This window comes from Mycobacterium gallinarum (genome assembly GCF_010726765.1).
Classification (GTDB): Bacteria; Actinomycetota; Actinomycetes; order Mycobacteriales; family Mycobacteriaceae; genus Mycobacterium; species Mycobacterium gallinarum.
On record NZ_AP022601.1, the window covers coordinates 2529211 to 2548050 of the forward strand.

Here is an 18840-nt window from a genome sequence, read left to right on the forward strand (position 1 = left end):
CAGAGGGCTGTGAGCGGTCACTAGGCTGAGCCGCGTGTCTGATCTCGTACTGGTTCACGTCGACCACCACGTCGCCGTCATCACCATCAACGATCCCGACCGCCGCAACGCGGTCACTTTCGAGATCTCTGCGGCGTTGCGTGCCGCGGTGGATGCCGCCGAGGCCAACACAGATGTGCATGCGCTGATCGTCACCGGCGCCGGGAAGGCGTTCTGCGCAGGCGCCAATCTGACCGCGCTCGGCGAGGCCACCGAGGACGGCCTGCGCGTGATCTACGACGGATTCCTCGCGGTCGCCAACTGCACGTTGCCGACGATCGCCGCCGTCAACGGCGCGGCAGTCGGCGCCGGGCTGAACCTCGCACTAGCCGCGGATGTCCGCATCGCCGGTCCCCACGCCCTCTTCGATCCGCGCTTTCAGAAGCTGGGCATCCATCCCGGCGGCGGTGCCACGTGGATGCTGCAGCGCGCGGTCGGTCCGCAGGTAGCCCGCGCGTCGCTACTGTTCGGGATGAGCTTCGACGCCGAGACGGCGGTGCGCCACGGACTCGCGCTCAAGGTCGCCGAGGATCCCGTGGCCGCCGCGCGCGAACTCGCCGCGGGACCGGCCGCTGCGCCGCGCGAGGTGGTTCTCGCGACCAAAGCCTCGATGCGCGCTACCGCCAACCCCGGATTCGTCGACAGCGACCAGCACCGCATCGCGGTGGACACCGAGCTGGGCCCGCAGGCGACCTCCATCGAATCACCGGAGTTCGCGCGCCGACTCGAGGCCGCCAAGCGCCGGTGAGCTAGAGGTCCAACAGCGCCAGTTCGGGCGACTCGATGAGGCCGCGCAGTTCGGCCAAGAATGCGGCGGCCTGCGCGCCGTCGATGATGCGATGGTCGAACGCACACGTGAGCGACATCGTCGGCCGCGCCACGACTTCTCCGTCGACGACGACGGGGCGCGGCTTCAGCGAGCCCATCCCGAGGATCGCCGCCTCCGGATAGTTGATCACCGGGACGCCGTCATCGAGCCCGAGCGCGCCGAAGTTGGACACCGTGAACGTCGAGCCCTGCAGTTCGGTCGGCCTGAGCGTGCCGGACCGCGCGTCCCGAATCAGCCGGGCGACCACGTCGGCGAGCTCGCGGGTCGTCTTGTCCTGGGCGTCTTTGACGACGGGCACCAGCAGGCCGCGCGGTGCCGCGACTCCGAATCCCAGATGCACCGCGGAGTGCAGATGGATCTGCGGACCTTCGGTGGTATTTACCCAAGTCGCGTTGAGGTTCTGGTGGTGGGTGAGCGCAATCGTCAACAGCCGCAACGTGAGTACGAACGGTGTGATCGACACGTCGTCGCCCACCTGGTCACGCATGCGGTCGCGCAGCCGCACCAGGTTCGTCCCATCGACCTGCACGCTGGCATGGGCATCGGGTATCTCCCTGCGCGACAGCGACATTCGATGGGCCATCTCCGCCCGCACGCCGCGCACCGCCACCATGTCGGGGCTCGGCGCGGACCGGCCCGCCGACGTCAAGACATCCTCGCGGGTGATGACACCGTCGGCGCCCGAGCCCACCAGCGCGTTGAGGTCAACGTTCAGCTCCGATGCCAACTTTCGTACCGGGGGCTTCGCGCGTGGTCGTGTCGACGTGGGCGGCGTGGTTCGCCTGGTTTCGTCCATCTCGTCGTCGGCGCCGTAGCCGACCAGGACCGGGTTACGCTTGGTCTCCACAGCCGTCGGCGTGTCGGTCTCGATACGGACCAGCACCGCACCGACATTCAGCGTTTCACCTTCGCCGCCGCCGAGCTCGGCGATCCGCCCCGCGAACGGACTCGGGATCTCCACCTCGGCCTTGTTGGTCTCGACCGTGCACAGCGTCTGGTTGAGCTCGACGGTGTCGCCGACCGCGACGCTCCAGCTCGTGATCGTCGCGTCCTCCAGCCCCTCACCGAGATCGGGAACGAGGAAGTCCCGCACCTGGTCGGTCATGGCGCCTCCAGCGTCCGCTCGACGCAATCCAGAAGCCGGTCGACTCCCGGTAGCCACAGCTTTTCCAGCCGTGCCGGCGGGAACGGGGTGTCGAATCCGGTGGCGCGCAGGACCGGTGCCTCGAGGTCGTAGAACAACTCCTCTTGGATGCGCGCCGCGAGTTCAGCACCGAAGCCCAGCGTGCGCGGCCCCTCGTGCATGACCACAGCGCGACCGGTGCGCCGCACCGATTCGGCGACCGTATCGAAGTCCAACGGGTTCAGCGACCGAAGGTCGATGACCTCGATACTCCAACCGTGGTGCTGCGCCGCCAGTTCGGCGGCGCTGACGGCTGTGGCGACCAGCGGTCCGTAGGTCACCACCGTGACGTCGTCTCCGCTACGCCGGATCGCCGCACGCCCGATCGGCAGGCCAGGGGTGACGGTGTCGACGGGTTCACGTAACCAATACCGGCGCTTGGGTTCCAGGTAGACGATCGGATCACGGCATGTGATCGACTGTCGCAGCAGCCAGTACGCGTCGGTCGGGGTCGAGGGCGCCACCACCTTCAACCCCGCGGTGTGCAACCAGTAGCTTTCGGTCGACTCCGAATGGTGTTCGACGGCCCCGATTCCGCCGAACGACGGAATCCGGATGGTCACCGGCATCTCGATGTCGCCGCGGGTTCGCATCCGGTACTTCGCGAGATGGCTGACGATCTGGTCGAACGCCGGCGCGGCGAACCCGTCGAATTGGATCTCCGGGACGGGTACCAAGCCGCGGATCGCCATGCCGATCGCGATGCCGATGATTGCCGACTCCGCCAGCGGAGTGTCGAAACACCGTTGCTCACCGAAGGTTTGAGCGAGCCCCTCGGTGACCCGGAAGACACCGCCGAGCGTGGCGACGTCCTCACCGAACACGAGCACGCGTTCGTCGGTTGCCATCGCGTCGTGCAGTGCGCGGTTGATCGCTTGGGCCATGGTCAGCGTCGGGGCGTCCGGCACGGTGGTCAATAACGGACGTTGCGGTTCGTCGTCTCCGTGGAAGGTCGGCCGCTCGATGATCTGAGTCACGTCAGGCCTCCTTCGCGATCTCCGCCAGCACTTGTTCTCGCTGCGCCAGCAAGTCCGGGGTGATGTCGTGGTACACGGTGTCGAACACGTCGGTGATGTCGAAATCGTCGGCGTCGACAACCGCCTCCCGCAGCTCGGCGCGCAATCGCTTCGATTTGGCGGCAACCCGCTCCTCGAGCCGCTCGCTCCACACACCTACCGACTGCAGGTACGTCCGGTAGCGCTGAATCGGGTCGCGCGCCGCCCAGTATTCGAGTTCCTCGTCGGAGCGGTAGCGGGTGGGGTCGTCAGAGGTGGTGTGCGGACCCATCCGGTAGGTGATCGCCTCGATCAGCGTCGGCCCGCCGCCTCCTCGGGCACGCTTGGCGGCCTCGGCCGTCACGGCGTAACAGGCCAGCACGTCGTTGCCGTCCACCCGAACTCCGGGCATCCCGTAGCCGATGGCCCGGTGCGCGATCGACGGCCCGGCCAGCTGCCTACTGACCGGAACCGATATCGCCCAGTGGTTGTTCTGTACGACGAACACGCATGGCGCGTTGAACACGGCCGCAAAATTCAGCGCCTCGTGCGCGTCGCCCTCGCTGGTGGCGCCGTCGCCCATGAACGTCAAGGTCACCGAATCCTCGCCAAGGCGTTGCGCCGCCATCGCCGCGCCGACCGCATGCAGACCTTGGGTTCCGATCGGGATCGAGATCGGCGCGACACACTTCTCGGTGAACTGCAGCCCCCCGTGCCATTTGCCGCGCCAGACCGCACCCATCTGCGCCGGGGTGAGTCCGCGCAGCAGAAACGCGCCGATCTCTCGGTACTGCGGGAACAGCCAGTCGGTCTTGGGCAGGCAAGCTGCGGCACCGATCTGCGCGGCCTCCTGACCACGGCAGGATGCGTAGAGTGCCAGCTCACCCTGTCGCTGCAGGTTGACGAACTCGATGTCGAGTTCGCGGGTGACGACCATCGACTCGTAGAGCCAGGCCAGAGTCTCGGGCGGGAGGTTCCGTCGGTATTGAGAGGACCTGCTTGAGGCGGTCGGCGTCCCATCGGGCGCGACCAGCTGTATCGGATCCAGCTCGACGCCTGGCTCTATCCCAGACGTCCGCGGGGTCGCATCGATCCCTGCCATACCGCCTCCTAGGGTCACTGACGGCGGGTCGCGCCGTCAGGCGACTGAGGTGCTCAGCACGGAGGCGATCGGAGCAGAACCCCTGGTGGGGGGCTCGTCCGCTAGCTGCCGGGGTGTGGCGCTAACGCGACGATGCGCTCTGCTCGCCGCAGTACTGGGGCATCAACCATTATGCCCTCGCATTGGAAGACAGCATCTGATCGCGGCCGGCGGTGAGGACGTGTCGCGCGTCAGTACTGGCGATATCTCCGTTGAACGTGTTCCTGACGGATCCGGATCTGCTCATTGCGTTCGTCTTGAGAGACGACGCGGGTGGCGGCGGGGAGGTGTGGACGCACCTCGCCGAACGCCATCTTGCTGACATTGACCTTCGGGAGTTCGTCAGGAGGCTCAGGGTAGGTCCACCGCGCGGTGAGGAACCCTTGCGTCTGGCCAGTGGTGTCCAGCCAGTTCGGCACACCGGGATCGCGGTGGGCGATCACGAACCGGGTGATGCCGTCGGTGTCTGCTTCGGCTTGAAATCCGTTGAGACTGGTCACGTGGTTGGCATAGTCCAACGACTCACCCCACAGATTGCCGAGATGAAAGCCGGTGTAGGACGGCTCGACTGGGGCGTCGATCTCAACCAGCAGGGCCTCATCCGGGCCGAGGTCGAACATTCCGCCGGAATAGACGTTGGTGCACTGACCGCCGCCCGTCGCGAGGTTCGCCCGCGCGGGTTCGTTGAGTCCGTTGCGAGGCATGAACGTTTGGCCATCGCCGTTCCGGTCACCGTGTGCCTCCAAGACGACGTCGTAGAACTCGTTCCAGAACTTCATCTGATTCTCGACGATCGCGCCGACTCGACGCATCTTGATGGCCGCGGCAGACGGGTCGATCGGCGGCGGATGCGCACCCTCCCTGCCGGCCTGGACGATCTGCAGATCGGGCGATAGCTCGTTCTCCCAGTCGTGAAAAAGCATGCGCACGATCAAGAATCGGGCATCTTTCGTGTCGTCGCCGATGACCTGACGCGAGGCGATGAAGTTGCCGACGTGATCGGCGGGCCGCGCCGGGGCGACGAGGATCTCGAATTGACCATCGTCGGCCACGACCAGGCCCGTGCTGTCGAGCGATCCAGTGATGGCGCGTTCGGTCGGGCTGAGCTCCGCCAATGTGCCCGAGTCTCCGGCGTACGCGGTGTGCGCTTCGAAAATCATGTACTGCGGCGCCTTGTGGCCCACCAGCCTGCCCCGCACCCGGTAACTGGCGCCACCGTCGATCGACGCCGACAGGTACAGCGCGTCGGCATTGTCGATGGTCGCCTTGTCCACCGGCTGAATTGCGCGGCGGAAGTATGGGAACGCGGGGTCTTCACACAAGGCGCGCTCGATCGCACCGAATGTGAAGCCGAGTAGGTAGCGGTATCCCTCGGCGAGCCCCCGCTCGGTCTCTGGGGGCGCGTGTAGATCCGGTGAGTCGATCGCGTCCCTTGCCCTGTTCAGTCCGTCGATCAAGTCGGTCCAGGCGGCGCGGAGTGCGGTCGCGCTTGACTCAGTTGACAATTGCGTCGTCTCCTTCTGTCTCCCAGTTGAAGCGCTCGAAGAGGCCGGCCAACTGGGTGTGAATCTCGTGTGGATCAAGGCCGAATTCTTCGAGGCAGTATCGATGAGCCGACTCATGGCCTTGTCCCAATGCCGAGTCGATTGCCTCGGCGACCGCGGGCCCGAGCTCGAGACCCAACTCCTCGTAGACGCAACGCATCGTGAGCGCAGGCCTGCTCACCAGGTCTCGATAGTCGACTACGCACGAGCGCGTTTCCGGATGTCGCGCCAGCACCTCGAGCGGATGTTCGTAGGCATCGAACGACTGGTCGGCCAGAACGCGCAGCGAGTTCTTGATCAACTGGTCGTCGCGTCCGCGCAGCGTCCACTCTTTTTGCAGCATCTTGAGGAGGCTCGGGATCGTTTCGTAAGGGTTACGCACTGGCACAACGAATCTCGCATCCGGGAATGTCTCGATGAGGGCCTCGACGCGGCCGCAGAAGGTCGGGTTCTTACTCAGGTGAGTTCCTCCGCCATTCAGGACGATCTGGCGCCGAACACATTCCTTGTAGAAGGTCATCACACGCCTACGCTTGTCTTCGCTCCAGCGGTCGACGTGGTAGAAATCCAGCTCACCCATGTAGGGGAACATCACTATCCAGAAGCCGGAACCCAGCGACCACGTCAACAGGAAGTCGTCCTCCTCGGGTGCGAAGAACCCCGTCTTGTGCATGTCATTGGTCTCAGCGAACGCGCTCTCTTCGATCGCATCGAGCCTGCGCCGGAGGCGCTTCCCCGTCACGTCATCGATTCGGAACAGCAGCCGCAGGAACCGCTTCTCGAGCAGCGACGGAAAGAACATCTCGTACATCAGCACGTAGCTGAACTGAGGGTCTTTGGCCATCAACCGATGCAGATAGGTGGTGCCACTGCGGGCATGTCCGACACAAAACGTCGGCTCGCGCACCTGTGTCCTGCGCAGCGACGGGAACAGGATGGGATCCAGCGCGAAGCAGACGGCGTGGATGGCGGCGATCGTCGGCACACCGATCAGGAACGCGCAGAACATTTTTCGGCGTCGCGCCGGATTTGGCTCCTCGCGCAACAGCCTGAGCATCGTGCGGTAGTTGGCCCAGTCGAAGTAGTAGCGCCACCCGGCACCCATGCAAGAAGGCTAGCCCTAGTAATTTGACAATGTCAAGCAACTACGAGAGCGCACTCTTCTCGACGCCTGTCTTCATGGTTCGTCGTCGATCGAAGTCGCCGTGGTGTCTGCGAGGAACCGCATCAGAAGCCGATCGAAGTCCTCCAGCTCGGAGGCCGACCATCCGGACAGTGCCCGCTGCAAGTGACGCCGCCGCACGTCCTGCAGTGCTCCCGCGACCCGGTGGCCCTCAGGGCTCGCCGCAACGAGTGACACTCGTCGGTCCGCGGGATCCGGCTGTCGACTGACCAGCCGCGCCTCGACGAGTGCGTTGACCTGCCGCGCCGCCATGCCCACGTCCATGTGAGCGATACGCGCCAGACCACCCATCGGGAGCGGTCCCTCGTCGATGAGGGTTCGGAGCAGGACGTAGGACGGCTGCGCCAGATCCACACCGGCGGCCGCCGCCTGCCGGGCGAACATGGAGCGACTGCCGCTCAGCCGCATCACCCTGGCCAGCGTGTGGTTGATGGAGTCCAGCGACCCTTGTCTGCCTGACAACGCCATTGGCAAATCATGCACGCTATGCGGGGTGACGCTCAGAGGCGGGCATGAAGCCGGTCCCGCGAAACTCGTCCCTACGTGGCGGACGCGACGATCCGTTCTGCGCGCCGAAGCACCGGGGCATCGACCATCAAACCCTCGTGTTGGAACACTCCCCGCTCATCGCGGGCAGCCGCGAGAACCGCCCGTGCCCAGTCGACCTGCTCGTCTGTCGGCGCGTAGGCATCACGAATGACCGCAACCTGCGATGGGTGGATGGCAACCTTGGCGTCGAAGCCCACTGCGACCGCGTCGTCACTTTCCGCGCGGAGGCCGTCGAGGTCCTTGATGTTGAGATAAACGGAATCCAACGCGATCTTGCCGTACGCCTTGGCGGCAAGCAGACTCTGCGACCGCACATGTCTGGCGACGTCGCGGTAACTACCGTCGGGCCACCGGTTGGCGGTGCCGCCGGTGACGGCGAACAGATCCTCCGCGCCCCACATGACCGCGAACGCATTGTCCATGCGCGCCAGTTCGCCGACTTCCAAGGCGCCCAGCGGTGTCTCGATCAGCACGACCACCTCGCGCGGTGCGAGATCGCGGACCTGGCGCGGTGATTCGGTTTTAGCCAGCATGACGACGGTGTAGTCGGTGCGCGCCAGCGTCTCCAGGTCGAGCTGATGATCGGACGTCGCGGTCGGGTTGATCCGGACGACCGTGCGGGCGGGGTCCAGCGGAGTGTCGATCAGCGCTTGGCGTGCGGCTTCGCGGTCCTTGGCGGCGACACCGTCCTCGAGATCGAGGATAACGACATCGGCTGCGGCGGCGGCCTTCTCGAACCGTTCAGGGCGGTCGGCGGGACAGAACAGCCAAGCCGGACCGTTGTTGCCCAACGCCATCAGGCCGTCCCCTCGGGCCGCTTGCGCACCATGGTCTTGCGGGACGCGGTCGCCACGACGTCACCGTGTTGATTGCGGCCAACGTGCAAGAAGGTGACGATGCCTTCCCCCGGCCTGCTCTTCGATTCCCGCTTCTCGGTGATCTCGGTCTCGGCGTAGAGCGTGTCACCGTGGAAGAGCGGCTTCGGGAACGCGACTTCGCCGAAGCCGAGGTTTCCGACGATGGTGCCCTGTGTCAGTTGCGCCACCGACAGCCCGACCAGTGTCGACAGCGTGAACATCGAATTCACCAGCCGCTGGTTGAACGGGGGCAACGCATCGGAGAACGCCGCATCGAGATGCAGCGCCTGGGTGTTCATGGTCAGAGTGGTGAACAGCACGTTGTCCGCCTCGGTGATGGTGCGTCCCGGCCGGTGCTGGTACAGGACACCGGTTTCGAATTCCTCGAACCACAGACCGCGTTGGACGATGACCTTCTTGGACTCTTCGGCGCCGCTCACAGGCCGGCCTCCCGTGCGATCAGCATCAGCTGTACTTCCGTTGTCCCCTCGCCGATTTCGAGGATCTTGCTGTCGCGGTAGTGACGAGCGACCGCATACTCGTTCATGAAGCCGTAGCCGCCGAACACCTGCGTGGCATCGCGGGAGTTGTCCATCGCCGCCTCGCTGGCCACCAGCTTGGCGATTGCCGCGGCCTTCTTGAACGGCTTGCCCGCCAGCATCAGTGCCGCCGCGTCGTAGTAGGCGGTTCGGGCCGAGTGTGCGCGCGCCTCCATGCGGGCGATCTTGAATGCGATGGCCTGGTACGCGCCGATCTTCTGACCGAACGCCTCCCGCTCCTTGGCGTACTTCACACATTCGTCGACGCAGCCCTGCGCGGCACCGACGGACAATGCTGCAATGGCGATCCGTCCCTCGTCGAGGATGCGCAGGAAATTGGCGTAACCGCGACCACGTTCGCCCAGCAGGTTCTCCTGCGGTACCCGGACGTCGTCGAAACTCAGCGGGTGGGTGTCCGACGCATTCCACCCGACCTTGTTGTAGGCAGGCTCGGCGGTGAATCCCGGCGTCGGAACCGGCACCAGGATCGACGAGATCTCCTTTTTGCCGTCCGTGTCCCCCGTTACTGCGGTAACGGTGACGAGCTTGGTGATGTCGGTGCCCGAGTTGGTGATGAACTGCTTGGAGCCATTGATAATCCAGTGCCCGTCGTCTAGCCGCGCTGTCGTTCGAGTCGCGCCCGCGTCGGTACCGCCACCCGCCTCGGTCAGACCGAATGCACCCAGCGCCTTTCCGCTCGCCAGCAGCGGCAGCCATTCCTGCTTCTGCTCCTCGTTGCCGAAGCGGTACACAGGCATCGCACCCAGCGAAACACCTGCCTCCAGCGTGATCGCCACACTCTGATCGACCTTGCCGAGCTCCTCCAGCGCCAGGCACAGCGCGAAGTAGTCACCGCCCATACCGCCGTATTCCTCGGGGAATGGCAGGCCGAACAACCCCATATCGGCCATGCCGGCGACGACCTGGTACGGAAACGAGTGCTCTTCATCGTGTTTGGCGGCGACGGGCGCGACCACGCTCTGCGCGAAATCGCGGACCGTCTTGGCCAGCTGCTCATAGTGATCGGGCAGCATGCCCGTCGCCAGACTGTTGCTCATGCGCGATCCGCCTCCGCTACTCGCTTGATGCTCATGCCTGTTCTGCTTTCTCACTAGCGGTGATCCGGGACAATGTCTGGCCCACCTTGACCTGGTCGCCGACGGCGACGAGTAGCTCGACCACACCCGCGACCGGGGCGGTCAGTGCGTGTTCCATCTTCATGGCCTCGACGGTCACTACGACGGTTCCGGCCTCGACCGCGTCGCCGTCGGAAACACCGACGGCGACAACCGAACCCGGCATTGGGCTCGTCAGCTCGGCGTCGCCGCCCAGTTCGTCGTCGGGGCGCACGGGCGCTTCCCGAACCTCGTCGACGACGGCGGTGTGCCCGTCACCGGACAGCCAGGTCCGCCCGTCGACGGCCGCGACCAGGTACTCGGTTCGCAACCCATCCAGCGTCAACGACAACTTGTCACCGTCGAGAGACGCTGACAACGAACGGGATTCGCTGTCCTCCACGGCAGCGGTCGCGGATCCGGGGTTGCCGGTGAGGTAGACGTGGTCGGTGCGGTCGCCGGAATGCAGGCGAAGCGCCGTCGGCGCGTGCTCTCCGAGCCGCCATCCCGATGGCACCGCCCACAGGTCGGTGACCGGGTCGGGCCAGCCGCGCAGCCACTTGTGGGCAGCCGCGGCGATCAACTCACGGTCACCCGGCTCCGCGGGCTCGAAGTCCGGCATGCGGCGGTCGAGTAGACCGGTGTCGAGGTCACCGGCGACGACGTCAGGATCGGCCAGCAGAAATCGCAGAAACTCGATGTTCGTGACGACACCGAGGACAGCGGTCTGCGACAGGGCCGTATCGAGGGCGCGGATGGCGCCGGCACGGTCCTCGGCGTGCGCGATGACCTTCGACAGCATCGGGTCGTAGTCGCTGCCGACTATGGTGCCGGCTTTCAGCCCGGAGTCGACGCGGACGCCGCGGCCACCGGGTTCGGCAAGGTCCAGCACGGTGCCGCCAGTCGGCAGGAAGCCACGGCCGGGGTCCTCGGCGTAGACGCGCGCCTCGATGGCGTGCCCGGTCAAAGTGATGTCGTCCTGGCTGAACGGCAGCTTGTGCCCCGCCGCGATGAGCACCTGTTGTTCGACGAGGTCGACGCCGGTGACCATTTCGGTCACCGGGTGCTCGACCTGCAGGCGGGTGTTCATCTCCATGAAGAAGAACTCGTCGGGCCGGTCGGCGGACACGATGAACTCGACGGTGCCCGCGCCGGTGTACTCCACACTGCGGGCCGTATCGCAGGCCGCGGCACCGATGCGGGCACGGGTTGCCGCGTCCAGAAGGGGCGACGGCGCCTCTTCGATCACCTTCTGATGCCGACGCTGCAGACTGCACTCGCGTTCGCCTAGGTGCACGACGTTGCCGAAGCCGTCGGCGAGCACCTGCACCTCGATGTGTCTCGGGTTCAACACGAAACGTTCGAGGAACAGCGTGTCGTCGCCGAAGGCCGACGCGGCCTCCCGGCGGGCGCTGGCCAGCGCGGCCGCCAGCTCCGCCGGCTCGTGTACGACGCGCATGCCCTTGCCGCCGCCGCCCGCGGACGGCTTCACCAGGACCGGGTATCCGACCTCGTCAGCACCGGCGATCAGGTCTGCGTCGGTGAGGCTGGGCCGCGACACACCGGGAACGACAGGAACTCCGAACGCCGACACCGCGGCCTTGGCGGCGATTTTGTCACCCATCGTCTGTATCGCGCCGACTGGAGGGCCGATGAACACGATGCCAGCGGAGTGCAGGGCAGCCGCGAATTGTGCGTTCTCCGAGAGGAACCCGTAACCCGGGTGCACCGCCTGCGCCCCGGTGCGCCGGGCCGCCGCGACCACCGCGTCGATGTCGAGATAGCTCTCCCGGGCCGCGGCAGGCCCGATGTTCACCGCCACATCGGCCTCGGCGACGTGACGGGCGCCGGTGTCGGCGTCGCTGAACACCGCGACCGAACGGATACCCATCGCACGCAGCGTGCGGATCACGCGCACGGCGATCTCACCGCGGTTGGCGATCAAGACTGTATCTATGGTGGTCACGTGATCACATCCGGAAAACGCCGTAGGAGACGGGCTCGAGTGGAGCCTGTCCGACCACTGAAAGTGCGAGGCCGAGAACGGTTCTGGTGTCAGCGGGATCGATGACGCCGTCGTCCCACAGCCGGGCCGTCGAGTAGTACGGGTTGCCCTGATCCTCGTACTGCTGGCGGATGGGCGCCTTGAACGTCTCCTCCTCGTCGGGAGTCATCTCTCCACGCACCGTCGCCAGCACCGAGGCGGCCTGCTCACCACCCATCACCGAGATCCTCGCATTCGGCCACATCCACAGGAACCGGGGTGAATACGCGCGCCCGCACATCGAGTAGTTGCCCGCGCCGTACGAACCGCCGATCACGACGGTCAGTTTCGGCACCCTTGCGCAGGCGACCGCGGTGACCATCTTCGCGCCGTGCTTGGCGATGCCCCCCGCCTCGTAGTCGCGTCCCACCATGAAGCCGGAGATGTTCTGCAGGAACAGCAGTGGTGTGTTGCGCTTGTCGCAGAGTTCGATGAAATGGGCACCCTTGAGGGCCGACTCGCTGAACAGCACCCCGTTGTTGGCGATGATGCCGACCGGGTGACCGTGGATGTGCGCGAATCCGGTCACCAGCGTGCTGCCGTATTCGGCCTTGAACTCGGCGAACTCCCCGCCGTCCACGATGCGCGTGATCACCTCGTGAACGTCGTATGGCACACGCGAGTCGACGGACACCACGTCGTACAGTTCGGTCTGGTCGGCGACCGCGTGCACCGTCGGCCTCACATCCCAAGGCAGCGGCTCACGCGGGCCCAGCGTGCCGACGATTCGCCGCACAATCCGCAAAGCATCGCGGTCGTCGTGCGCCAAATGGTCTGTGACACCGGAGGTCTTGGAGTGCAGATCGCCGCCGCCGAGTTCTTCCGCGGTGACGATCTCGCCGGTCGCCGCCTTCACCAGCGGCGGGCCTCCGAGGAAGATAGTGCCCTGATTGCGGACGATCACGGCCTCGTCGCTCATGGCCGGCACATACGCGCCCCCGGCCGTGCACGAGCCGAGCACCGCCGCGATCTGAGCGATGCCCGCGGCGGACAGGTTGGCCTGGTTGTAAAAGATGCGGCCGAAGTGCTCGCGGTCGGGGAACACCTCGTCCTGGCGCGGCAGGAACGCCCCGCCCGAGTCAACCAGGTAGATGCACGGCAGCCTGTTCTGTCCGGCTACCTCTTGAGCGCGCAGGTGCTTTTTGACGGTGATCGGATAGTAGGTCCCGCCCTTGACGGTCGCATCGTTCGCGATGACCACACATTCGCGCCCTGAGACGCGTCCGATGCCGGCGATCATGCCCGCGCCGGGGCATTCGTCGTCGTACATGCCGTCGGCGGCCAGCGGTGTCAGCTCGAGAAAAGGGCTGCCCGGGTCGAGGAGCCCGTCGACGCGGTCACGCGGTAGCAGCTTGCCGCGGCTGACGTGGCGCTCGCGGGCACGTTCGGGGCCACCGAGCGCCGCAGCGGCGAGCTTGGCGCGCAATTGACCCACCAGCTCGAGGTGCTCCTCGCGATGCGAGATCCGCGTTGTCATCGCAGAAAACCCGTTCAGTTGAGTTAATGACGACTAACTCGTGGTATGTTAGTCACGATTAACCGAAATGTCCACCAGCGCGTTTGGAGTGTGTCGATGGCCTCCACTTCGGTGCCTGATCTGGCCGCGACGCGCCGCAGCAAGGCCAAATCGGACCGCCGATCGCAACTGATCGCAGCGGCTGAACGACTGGTCGCCGAACGGGGATATCTTGCCGTGCGTCTGGAGGACATCGGCGCCGCTGCCGGCGTCAGCGGACCGGCGATCTACCGCCACTTCCCCAACAAAGAAGCGCTGCTCGTCGAATTGCTGGTGGGAATCAGCACACGCCTGCTGGCCGGCGCGACCGAGGTCGTCGCGCGGGCTGACGACGCGCGGTCCGCGCTCGATGGGCTGGTCGACTTTCACCTGGACTTCGCACTCGGCGAATCGGATCTGATCCGCATCCAGGATCGTGACCTTCCCAACCTGCCGCCGAACGCCAAACGTCAGGTCCGAAAGGCCCAGCGGCAGTATGTCGAGATTTGGGTCGATGTGTTGCGGCAGTTGAATAAGTCTCTCCGGGAAGACGATGCCCGGCTGATGGCGCACGCGACGTTCGGACTGCTGAATTCGACCCCACATTCGGTGAAACCAAGTGCCACAAAAAGGGCCGAGGCCAGCGAGCGTGCCGTCCTTCGAGCGATGACGGTTGCTGCGCTGACCTCGGCCGCGGAGACCGTGAGCGGTTAGTACCAGGCTCTACGGCCACCGACGGGACGTCCGACGGACCCGAGAATCCAGAAGACGGCTCCGATAACGACCAGGATGACACCGATTGTCGTCAAAACGCTGATGCCGAGGATGTAACCGAGTACGGCGAGGATGATTCCGAGGATAATCATCGTGACTCCATTTCTTTTGAATTATCAACTGCTAGTGGACTATTGACTGGGCTCCGGGATATTGCAGTCCGCCACCTTCGGATTGACTCCCGCGTAGTTCAGCGGGCCGACGACGACCGTGAGTGCGATACTCCCCGCAGTCGCGCAGTTGGTTGCGCCAGTTTCAAAGTAACCGCGCTGATAGGCCGCAAACGCGCCGATCAGCAACCAGATGAGCACTAGAACTCCGAGTAGCCCACCACCTCGCATGCTGCGCCTCCATCTCTAATTGCGCCCCAAATCGGCGCGCACGCAGCGTGTTTACCCGGCAGAAAATTTCCCAAACCTGGGAATGGCAACGATTCGGCTACGGTTCCCGGCGCGGTGAGAAAGCTGTGAACAGCCAGTCGCACATGGCCTTGACCAGTACGGCGCGGTTTTCCCGCTTGTCGATCTCGTGGCCGTCGTCATGGAATACCAGGTGTTCGGCGGTGCGCCCGAGCGCTTTTAATGCGGTGTACATCTGCAGCGACTCGTCCGGGGGGACGTTGGTGTCGTTGGCGCCGTGGACGAGAAGCAGGGGTGCGGTCATCGCATCCACCCGCTGCAGCGGTGACAATTCCTCGAGCAGGTCGCGGTCGCTGACAGGATGGCCGTACTTCGGATAGGCGGCAGCGGCGATCCACGGCTCGGTGCTGCGGTACCACGTGTTCAAATCGCTCATACCGCAAATGCTGATGCCCGCGGCAAACAATTCGGGATGGAAGGTAAGCGCAGCCTGCGTCAGATAGCCGCCGTATGACCAACCGCAGCACGCGATGCGATCGGGATGCGCGTGACCGTTCTCGGCCAGGAAGTTGACCGCATCCGCGACATCGTCGATGGCCGCGAATCGCTTCTCTCTGTCGTCGGCATGCATGAAGGAACGTCCGAACCCTCCGGATCCGCGCACGTTCGGCAGGAACACCGAAATGCCGGCTTCGAGCAGGGGTGGGAAGAACTCGTTGTAGCCGGGCCTGCCCTGACCTTCGGGCCCGCCGTGCAGGAACAACATCGCGCCGATCGGCGTGATCCCGTCGGGTGGCCGGAACAGCCATCCGGTGAACGTCAGACCGTCACGCGCCGTGATGGTCTCCAGCGTCGGATCGGCTGACACCGGACCGAGACTCGGCTCACGGTCGACCGGCTCCCACTCGCGAGTACGGGGATCGACCAGTTCGACAGTCGCAGGCATCGAGGGGCTTTCGACCGTCATCGCCAGCATCGACCCGCCGGCGCTGATACTTAGCTCACTGGCCACCATCCCGGGCAGCGGAATCGGCGGGTATGCCGTGTAGTCAGCGAGTTCCAGGATCTGTAATTCGCTGGCGCCGTTGATATTCCACAGTATGGCCACGGTGGACAAGTCGTCGCTGACGGTGAACTCGTCGAGTTCGTATCCCGGCCGCTCCGCGATGACCTGATACGACACCCCGTCTTCGGTGGTGGTGACTTCGAGCAGCCGGGCGTGTTCGGCGCCGTTCTCGCTGCGGATCAGCGCACGCACATACCCCTCTGTGCCGGTGAGCCCGGTCGCGGTCGACGGCTGATACAGCTCGTAAGAGTCGCCCTCCAGACCAGCTCGCAGGCGGCGCGGAACGTGGTCATCGAGGATGATTCCGTTGTCGGTGGTGGAACCGGGATCGTAGGGCAGCAAAGCGATTTCGGTAGACCCGCGCAACATGATGAGGTCGCGGTAGCCGCGTGGTCCGACGCGCACGAGTGCGGACCCCGCCCACGCGTCGACCAGCCTGCCGCCCGACCGCCGGTCGAGCACCACGGTGATCCCGTCGGCCGGGTCGATCAGGCACGAGCTGCCGACACCGTCGTCACCCGTCAGGATCGCCGCGACCCGGGTACCGTCCCAACCGATCAGTTCCGCGTTGCCTTCGGCGGCTCCGGCGGGCCAGTTGTCGATGCGGCGAGCGTCGCGGTCGTCGGGATCGGTTGTCACCACCCAGATCTGGCTTCGAGACCCGCCCTCGGGTGCCACCTCACACGCGAGCCAATATCCGTCCGCGGAATGGATGACCCGATTCACCGGACCGTCGACAGGCAATTCGACGTCACGAGAGGAACTCGCCCGCCAGCCGCGCAAGAACCGCTGCACGGCGCGCGGGTATCCGCCGTCGTCGACTATGTGCGCGAACGCGGTGGCGTCCGGCGACATCGATGCCCCGTAGACGCGACGAACCTGCTCAGCCATCGGAACCAGAGTAAACCGAGGTCGCGGGCGGTAAACGTGGTGATCGCGACAGTGCGGACGGACCGAACCTTTGCCGCGAGGGCAGCCTGAGCGCCTGCACAGGTACCCTCGCAGCCATGAGGTGGGCATGACCGATTCACCACACCGCGGACGTGATGAGCAGTCGGGCGCCAACTACGGACCCAACCCGACGCAGCCGCTGGACGGCGGCTATCAGGGCCCCGATCCCGCATATGCGAGCCAGGCCCCGTACGGCCCCACCTATCAGGCCCCCTCAGCGCCGCCCCCGACCGAGCAGTTGCCGTACGGCTACGACCCCTACTCAACCGGCCGGTACGACCAATACGGTGGGCAGTATCCGCCCGACGGCGCCGGACAACCGCCGGACGAGCCGAAGTCACCCCGCTGGCTGTGGGTGCTGGCCACGGCGGCGGTACTGACCGTCATCGGCCTGGTGATCGCATTGGTCGTCGTCTACGACAACAGCTCCCGTCAGGAGACCGTCGTCGCGCCGCCGCCGTCGCTCACCGAGCGCACCACGCCGACCCGAACCCCGTCGACGACAACGTCGCGCACGCCCTCGGCTCCGGTGACCCCACCCCCGACCCTGCCCACCGTGCCCACCACCACCGGCACCACCCCAGCCGGCCCCACCGAGACCGTGGTCTACAACGTCACCGGTGACGGCCGGGCCATCAACATCACCTATGTCGACAACGGCGGACTGCTGCAGACGGAGTTCAACGTCATGCTGCCGTGGAGCAAGGAAGTCCAATTGGCCGAACCTGCAGACGCTTCCGCGAGCATCAGCATCATCAACGTCGGGCGCGAAGTGACCTGCTCGATCTCGGTCAACGGCGTCACCCTCGAGCAGCGCACGGGTGCCGGCCTGACGATCTGCGCCCCAACCGGCTAGGTTGCCTGCACCCGGCCCGGCGTCTTCACCACCAGCATCGCCAGCATCCCCGCCAAGAGCACCACGACGAGGCCGCCGATGCCCGCTCGGTCGGTACCGAAGATGGCGATGAACGTCGAGAACAACACCGGAGCCAGATAGGACACCGCCCGGCCGGTCGTGGTGTACAGGCCGAAGGCGACGCCCTCTTTACCCTCGGCCGACATGCGCAGCATCAGCGTCCGGGCGGCCGAGAGCGTCGGCCCGATGAACAAGCACAGCAACAGTCCGCAGATCCAGAACGCCAGGACACCCGACAGCGTCATCAGGATGAGACCGACCACGATCATCGACGCCAGCGAGCCCACGATCACCGGCTTGGCGCCGATCTTGTCGTCGAGGTAGCCCCCGATGATCGCGCCGATGGCGGCGATGATGCTGGCACTCACCCCGAACAACAGCACGTCGGCCGAGGAGACGCCGTACACCTTGACTCCGAGCACTGCGCCGAAGGCGAATACGCCGGTGAGTCCGTCACGGAACACGGCGCTGGCGATCAGGTAGTAGACGACGTGATGATCCCTGTGCCATTCGCTGCGGATTTCGGTCCACAGTTTTCGGTATCCACTGAAGAAGCCGCTTGCCTCGACCGGCACCTCGATGTCTGGTTTCGGGCTGGGGACCAGGATGAGAACCGGCAGCGCGAGCAGGGCGAACCAGACCGCGGTGAAGATCATGGCGGCGCGGACGTTCTGGCCGTCGGCGCTGGGCAGATTCAACAGACCGGTGTGATCACCGTCGCCGGAGACGAATCCGAAATAGACCACCAAGAGCAAGACGACACTGCCGAAATAGCCCAAGCCGATACCGAATCCCGAGATCTGACCCGAGGTGCGGGGAGTGGACAGCTGGCGCAGCATGGCGTTGTACGGCACGCTCGCCAGGTCGTTGCACGCCGAGGTGGCGGCCACCAGGAAAAGACCCAGCGCCAAGTAGCGCCAGTCCTCGCGGACCACGCTCATCGCCACGGTGGACACGACCGACATCACGCTGAGGGCGGCCAGCGCGCGTCGTCGCCGCCACGGCGTTTCGACCCACACGCCGGTGAGGGGGGCCAGCAGTGCGACGGCCAGGCCGGCAGCGCCCAGCGCCCACCCGAGCCAGCTCGTCGCGCTGATTTCGCCGGGCAGTCCGTCACCAACGGCGTTGGTGAGGTAGATCGAGAACACGAAGGTGACCACGACCGCGTTCAGCCCCGTCGAACCGAAGTCCCATACCGCCCAGGAGAGGATCTGCGACCGTCGCACCGTCGGCGCGGACGACGTCAGTTCGCTCATGGGGC

Annotated in this window: 18 protein-coding genes and 1 pseudogene; 3 read left to right on the plus strand and 16 right to left on the minus strand. The window is 65.5% G+C overall.

Annotated features, from left to right (window positions below; translation table 11 throughout):
• The first annotated feature begins 34 nt into the window (after positions 1 to 34).
• Positions 35 to 787, plus strand: coding sequence for an enoyl-CoA hydratase (locus tag G6N42_RS12255; protein ID WP_163729833.1), 753 nt, complete (start codon positions 35 to 37; stop codon positions 785 to 787).
• 1 nt (position 788) lies between these two features.
• Here the strand turns inward: G6N42_RS12255 and G6N42_RS12260 are convergent, their stop codons facing one another.
• The 12 genes and pseudogenes from G6N42_RS12260 to G6N42_RS12315 all read right to left on the minus strand — a co-directional run bounded on the left by G6N42_RS12260 (position 789) and on the right by G6N42_RS12315 (position 13495).
• A complete protein-coding gene (locus tag G6N42_RS12260; protein WP_163729834.1) occupies positions 789 to 1973 on the minus strand; it encodes a dihydrolipoamide acetyltransferase family protein in 1185 nt (394 codons plus the stop codon).
• Entirely contained in the window at positions 1970 to 3028 is a 1059-nt protein-coding gene (locus tag G6N42_RS12265; protein WP_163729835.1) for an alpha-ketoacid dehydrogenase subunit beta, read from the minus strand. The genes G6N42_RS12260 and G6N42_RS12265 overlap by 4 nt, the downstream gene beginning before the upstream one ends.
• Position 3029: 1 nt before the next feature.
• Complete coding sequence (pdhA, locus tag G6N42_RS12270; protein ID WP_163729836.1) at positions 3030 to 4148, minus strand: pyruvate dehydrogenase (acetyl-transferring) E1 component subunit alpha; 1119 nt, start codon at positions 4146 to 4148, stop codon at positions 3030 to 3032.
• A gap of 101 nt (positions 4149 to 4249) precedes the next feature.
• Positions 4250 to 4342 (minus strand): annotated as a pseudogene (locus G6N42_RS31195) (CoA ester lyase); the annotation flags it as partial.
• A gap of 36 nt (positions 4343 to 4378) precedes the next feature.
• Positions 4379 to 5692: a DUF1214 domain-containing protein gene (locus G6N42_RS12280; protein WP_163729837.1), complete on the minus strand. Its 1314-nt coding sequence runs from the start codon at positions 5690 to 5692 to the stop codon at positions 4379 to 4381.
• The gene (locus G6N42_RS12285; protein ID WP_163729838.1) at positions 5682 to 6836 is read right to left on the minus strand and encodes a sulfotransferase family protein; all 1155 of its coding nucleotides are present in this window, start codon (positions 6834 to 6836) and stop codon (positions 5682 to 5684) included. Before G6N42_RS12285 ends, G6N42_RS12280 begins: the two co-directional genes overlap by 11 nt.
• 72 nt (positions 6837 to 6908) lie before the next feature.
• Positions 6909 to 7382 (minus strand): MarR family winged helix-turn-helix transcriptional regulator, encoded by a 474-nt coding sequence (locus G6N42_RS12290; protein ID WP_163729839.1) that lies wholly within the window; start codon positions 7380 to 7382, stop codon positions 6909 to 6911.
• A 71-nt stretch (positions 7383 to 7453) separates the two neighbouring features.
• Positions 7454 to 8260, minus strand: coding sequence for an HpcH/HpaI aldolase/citrate lyase family protein (locus G6N42_RS12295; protein ID WP_163729840.1), 807 nt, complete (start codon positions 8258 to 8260; stop codon positions 7454 to 7456).
• Positions 8260 to 8760 (minus strand): MaoC family dehydratase, encoded by a 501-nt coding sequence (locus G6N42_RS12300; RefSeq protein ID WP_163729841.1) that lies wholly within the window; start codon positions 8758 to 8760, stop codon positions 8260 to 8262. Before G6N42_RS12300 ends, G6N42_RS12295 begins: the two co-directional genes overlap by 1 nt.
• Entirely contained in the window at positions 8757 to 9917 is a 1161-nt protein-coding gene (locus G6N42_RS12305; RefSeq protein WP_163729842.1) for an acyl-CoA dehydrogenase family protein, read from the minus strand. Before G6N42_RS12305 ends, G6N42_RS12300 begins: the two co-directional genes overlap by 4 nt.
• Before the next feature lie 31 nt (positions 9918 to 9948).
• The gene (locus G6N42_RS12310) at positions 9949 to 11940 is read right to left on the minus strand and encodes an acetyl-CoA carboxylase biotin carboxylase subunit (RefSeq protein ID WP_163729843.1); all 1992 of its coding nucleotides are present in this window, start codon (positions 11938 to 11940) and stop codon (positions 9949 to 9951) included.
• A 4-nt stretch (positions 11941 to 11944) separates the two neighbouring features.
• On the minus strand, positions 11945 to 13495 hold the full coding sequence (locus G6N42_RS12315) for a carboxyl transferase domain-containing protein (protein ID WP_163729844.1): 1551 nt from the start codon (positions 13493 to 13495) through the stop codon (positions 11945 to 11947).
• 96 nt (positions 13496 to 13591) lie between these two features.
• Between G6N42_RS12315 and G6N42_RS12320 the strand changes: the two genes are divergently transcribed.
• Positions 13592 to 14227 carry an SACE_7040 family transcriptional regulator gene (locus G6N42_RS12320; protein WP_163729845.1) on the plus strand — a complete coding sequence of 212 codons (636 nt, stop codon included), beginning with the start codon at positions 13592 to 13594 and terminating at the stop codon, positions 14225 to 14227.
• Here G6N42_RS12320 and G6N42_RS30945 read toward each other — a convergent pair.
• The 3 genes from G6N42_RS30945 to G6N42_RS12330 all read right to left on the minus strand — a co-directional run bounded on the left by G6N42_RS30945 (position 14224) and on the right by G6N42_RS12330 (position 16603).
• Complete coding sequence (locus G6N42_RS30945) at positions 14224 to 14379, minus strand: DUF6131 family protein (protein ID WP_099038799.1); 156 nt, start codon at positions 14377 to 14379, stop codon at positions 14224 to 14226. The genes G6N42_RS12320 and G6N42_RS30945 overlap by 4 nt on opposite strands.
• 39 nt (positions 14380 to 14418) lie before the next feature.
• Positions 14419 to 14628 carry a hypothetical protein gene (locus G6N42_RS12325; RefSeq protein WP_083125781.1) on the minus strand — a complete coding sequence of 70 codons (210 nt, stop codon included), beginning with the start codon at positions 14626 to 14628 and terminating at the stop codon, positions 14419 to 14421.
• 97 nt (positions 14629 to 14725) lie between these two features.
• A complete protein-coding gene (locus G6N42_RS12330; RefSeq protein WP_163729846.1) occupies positions 14726 to 16603 on the minus strand; it encodes an alpha/beta hydrolase family protein in 1878 nt (625 codons plus the stop codon).
• A 127-nt stretch (positions 16604 to 16730) separates the two neighbouring features.
• On the opposite strand from G6N42_RS12330, the gene G6N42_RS12335 reads away from it, so the two are divergent.
• The gene (locus tag G6N42_RS12335; protein ID WP_163729847.1) at positions 16731 to 17519 is read left to right on the plus strand and encodes an MmpS family transport accessory protein; all 789 of its coding nucleotides are present in this window, start codon (positions 16731 to 16733) and stop codon (positions 17517 to 17519) included.
• Here the strand turns inward: G6N42_RS12335 and G6N42_RS12340 are convergent.
• Positions 17516 to 18835 (minus strand): MFS transporter, encoded by a 1320-nt coding sequence (locus G6N42_RS12340; RefSeq protein WP_163729848.1) that lies wholly within the window; start codon positions 18833 to 18835, stop codon positions 17516 to 17518. The two genes, G6N42_RS12335 and G6N42_RS12340, sit on opposite strands and share 4 nt — an antisense overlap.
• Positions 18836 to 18840 lie beyond the last annotated feature (5 nt).

Excerpts from the sequence above, each read along its gene's own strand:
- G6N42_RS12320 (WP_163729845.1), top strand. The coding sequence starts at position 13,592 with ATGGCCTCCACTTCGGTGCCTGATCTGGCCGCGACGCGCCGCAGCAAG.
- G6N42_RS12315 (WP_163729844.1), bottom strand. The coding sequence starts at position 13,495 with ATGACAACGCGGATCTCGCATCGCGAGGAGCACCTCGAGCTGGTGGGT.
- G6N42_RS12285 (WP_163729838.1), bottom strand. The coding sequence starts at position 6,836 with ATGGGTGCCGGGTGGCGCTACTACTTCGACTGGGCCAACTACCGCACG.
- pdhA (WP_163729836.1), bottom strand. The coding sequence starts at position 4,148 with ATGGCAGGGATCGATGCGACCCCGCGGACGTCTGGGATAGAGCCAGGC.
- G6N42_RS12260 (WP_163729834.1), bottom strand. The coding sequence starts at position 1,973 with ATGACCGACCAGGTGCGGGACTTCCTCGTTCCCGATCTCGGTGAGGGG.
- G6N42_RS12335 (WP_163729847.1), top strand. The coding sequence starts at position 16,731 with ATGACCGATTCACCACACCGCGGACGTGATGAGCAGTCGGGCGCCAAC.
- G6N42_RS12325 (WP_083125781.1), bottom strand. The coding sequence starts at position 14,628 with ATGCGAGGTGGTGGGCTACTCGGAGTTCTAGTGCTCATCTGGTTGCTG.
- G6N42_RS12290 (WP_163729839.1), bottom strand. The coding sequence starts at position 7,382 with ATGGCGTTGTCAGGCAGACAAGGGTCGCTGGACTCCATCAACCACACG.
- G6N42_RS12295 (WP_163729840.1), bottom strand. The coding sequence starts at position 8,260 with ATGGCGTTGGGCAACAACGGTCCGGCTTGGCTGTTCTGTCCCGCCGAC.
- G6N42_RS12305 (WP_163729842.1), bottom strand. The coding sequence starts at position 9,917 with ATGAGCAACAGTCTGGCGACGGGCATGCTGCCCGATCACTATGAGCAG.
- G6N42_RS12330 (WP_163729846.1), bottom strand. The coding sequence starts at position 16,603 with ATGGCTGAGCAGGTTCGTCGCGTCTACGGGGCATCGATGTCGCCGGAC.
- G6N42_RS30945 (WP_099038799.1), bottom strand. The coding sequence starts at position 14,379 with ATGATTATCCTCGGAATCATCCTCGCCGTACTCGGTTACATCCTCGGC.
- G6N42_RS12340 (WP_163729848.1), bottom strand. The coding sequence starts at position 18,835 with ATGAGCGAACTGACGTCGTCCGCGCCGACGGTGCGACGGTCGCAGATC.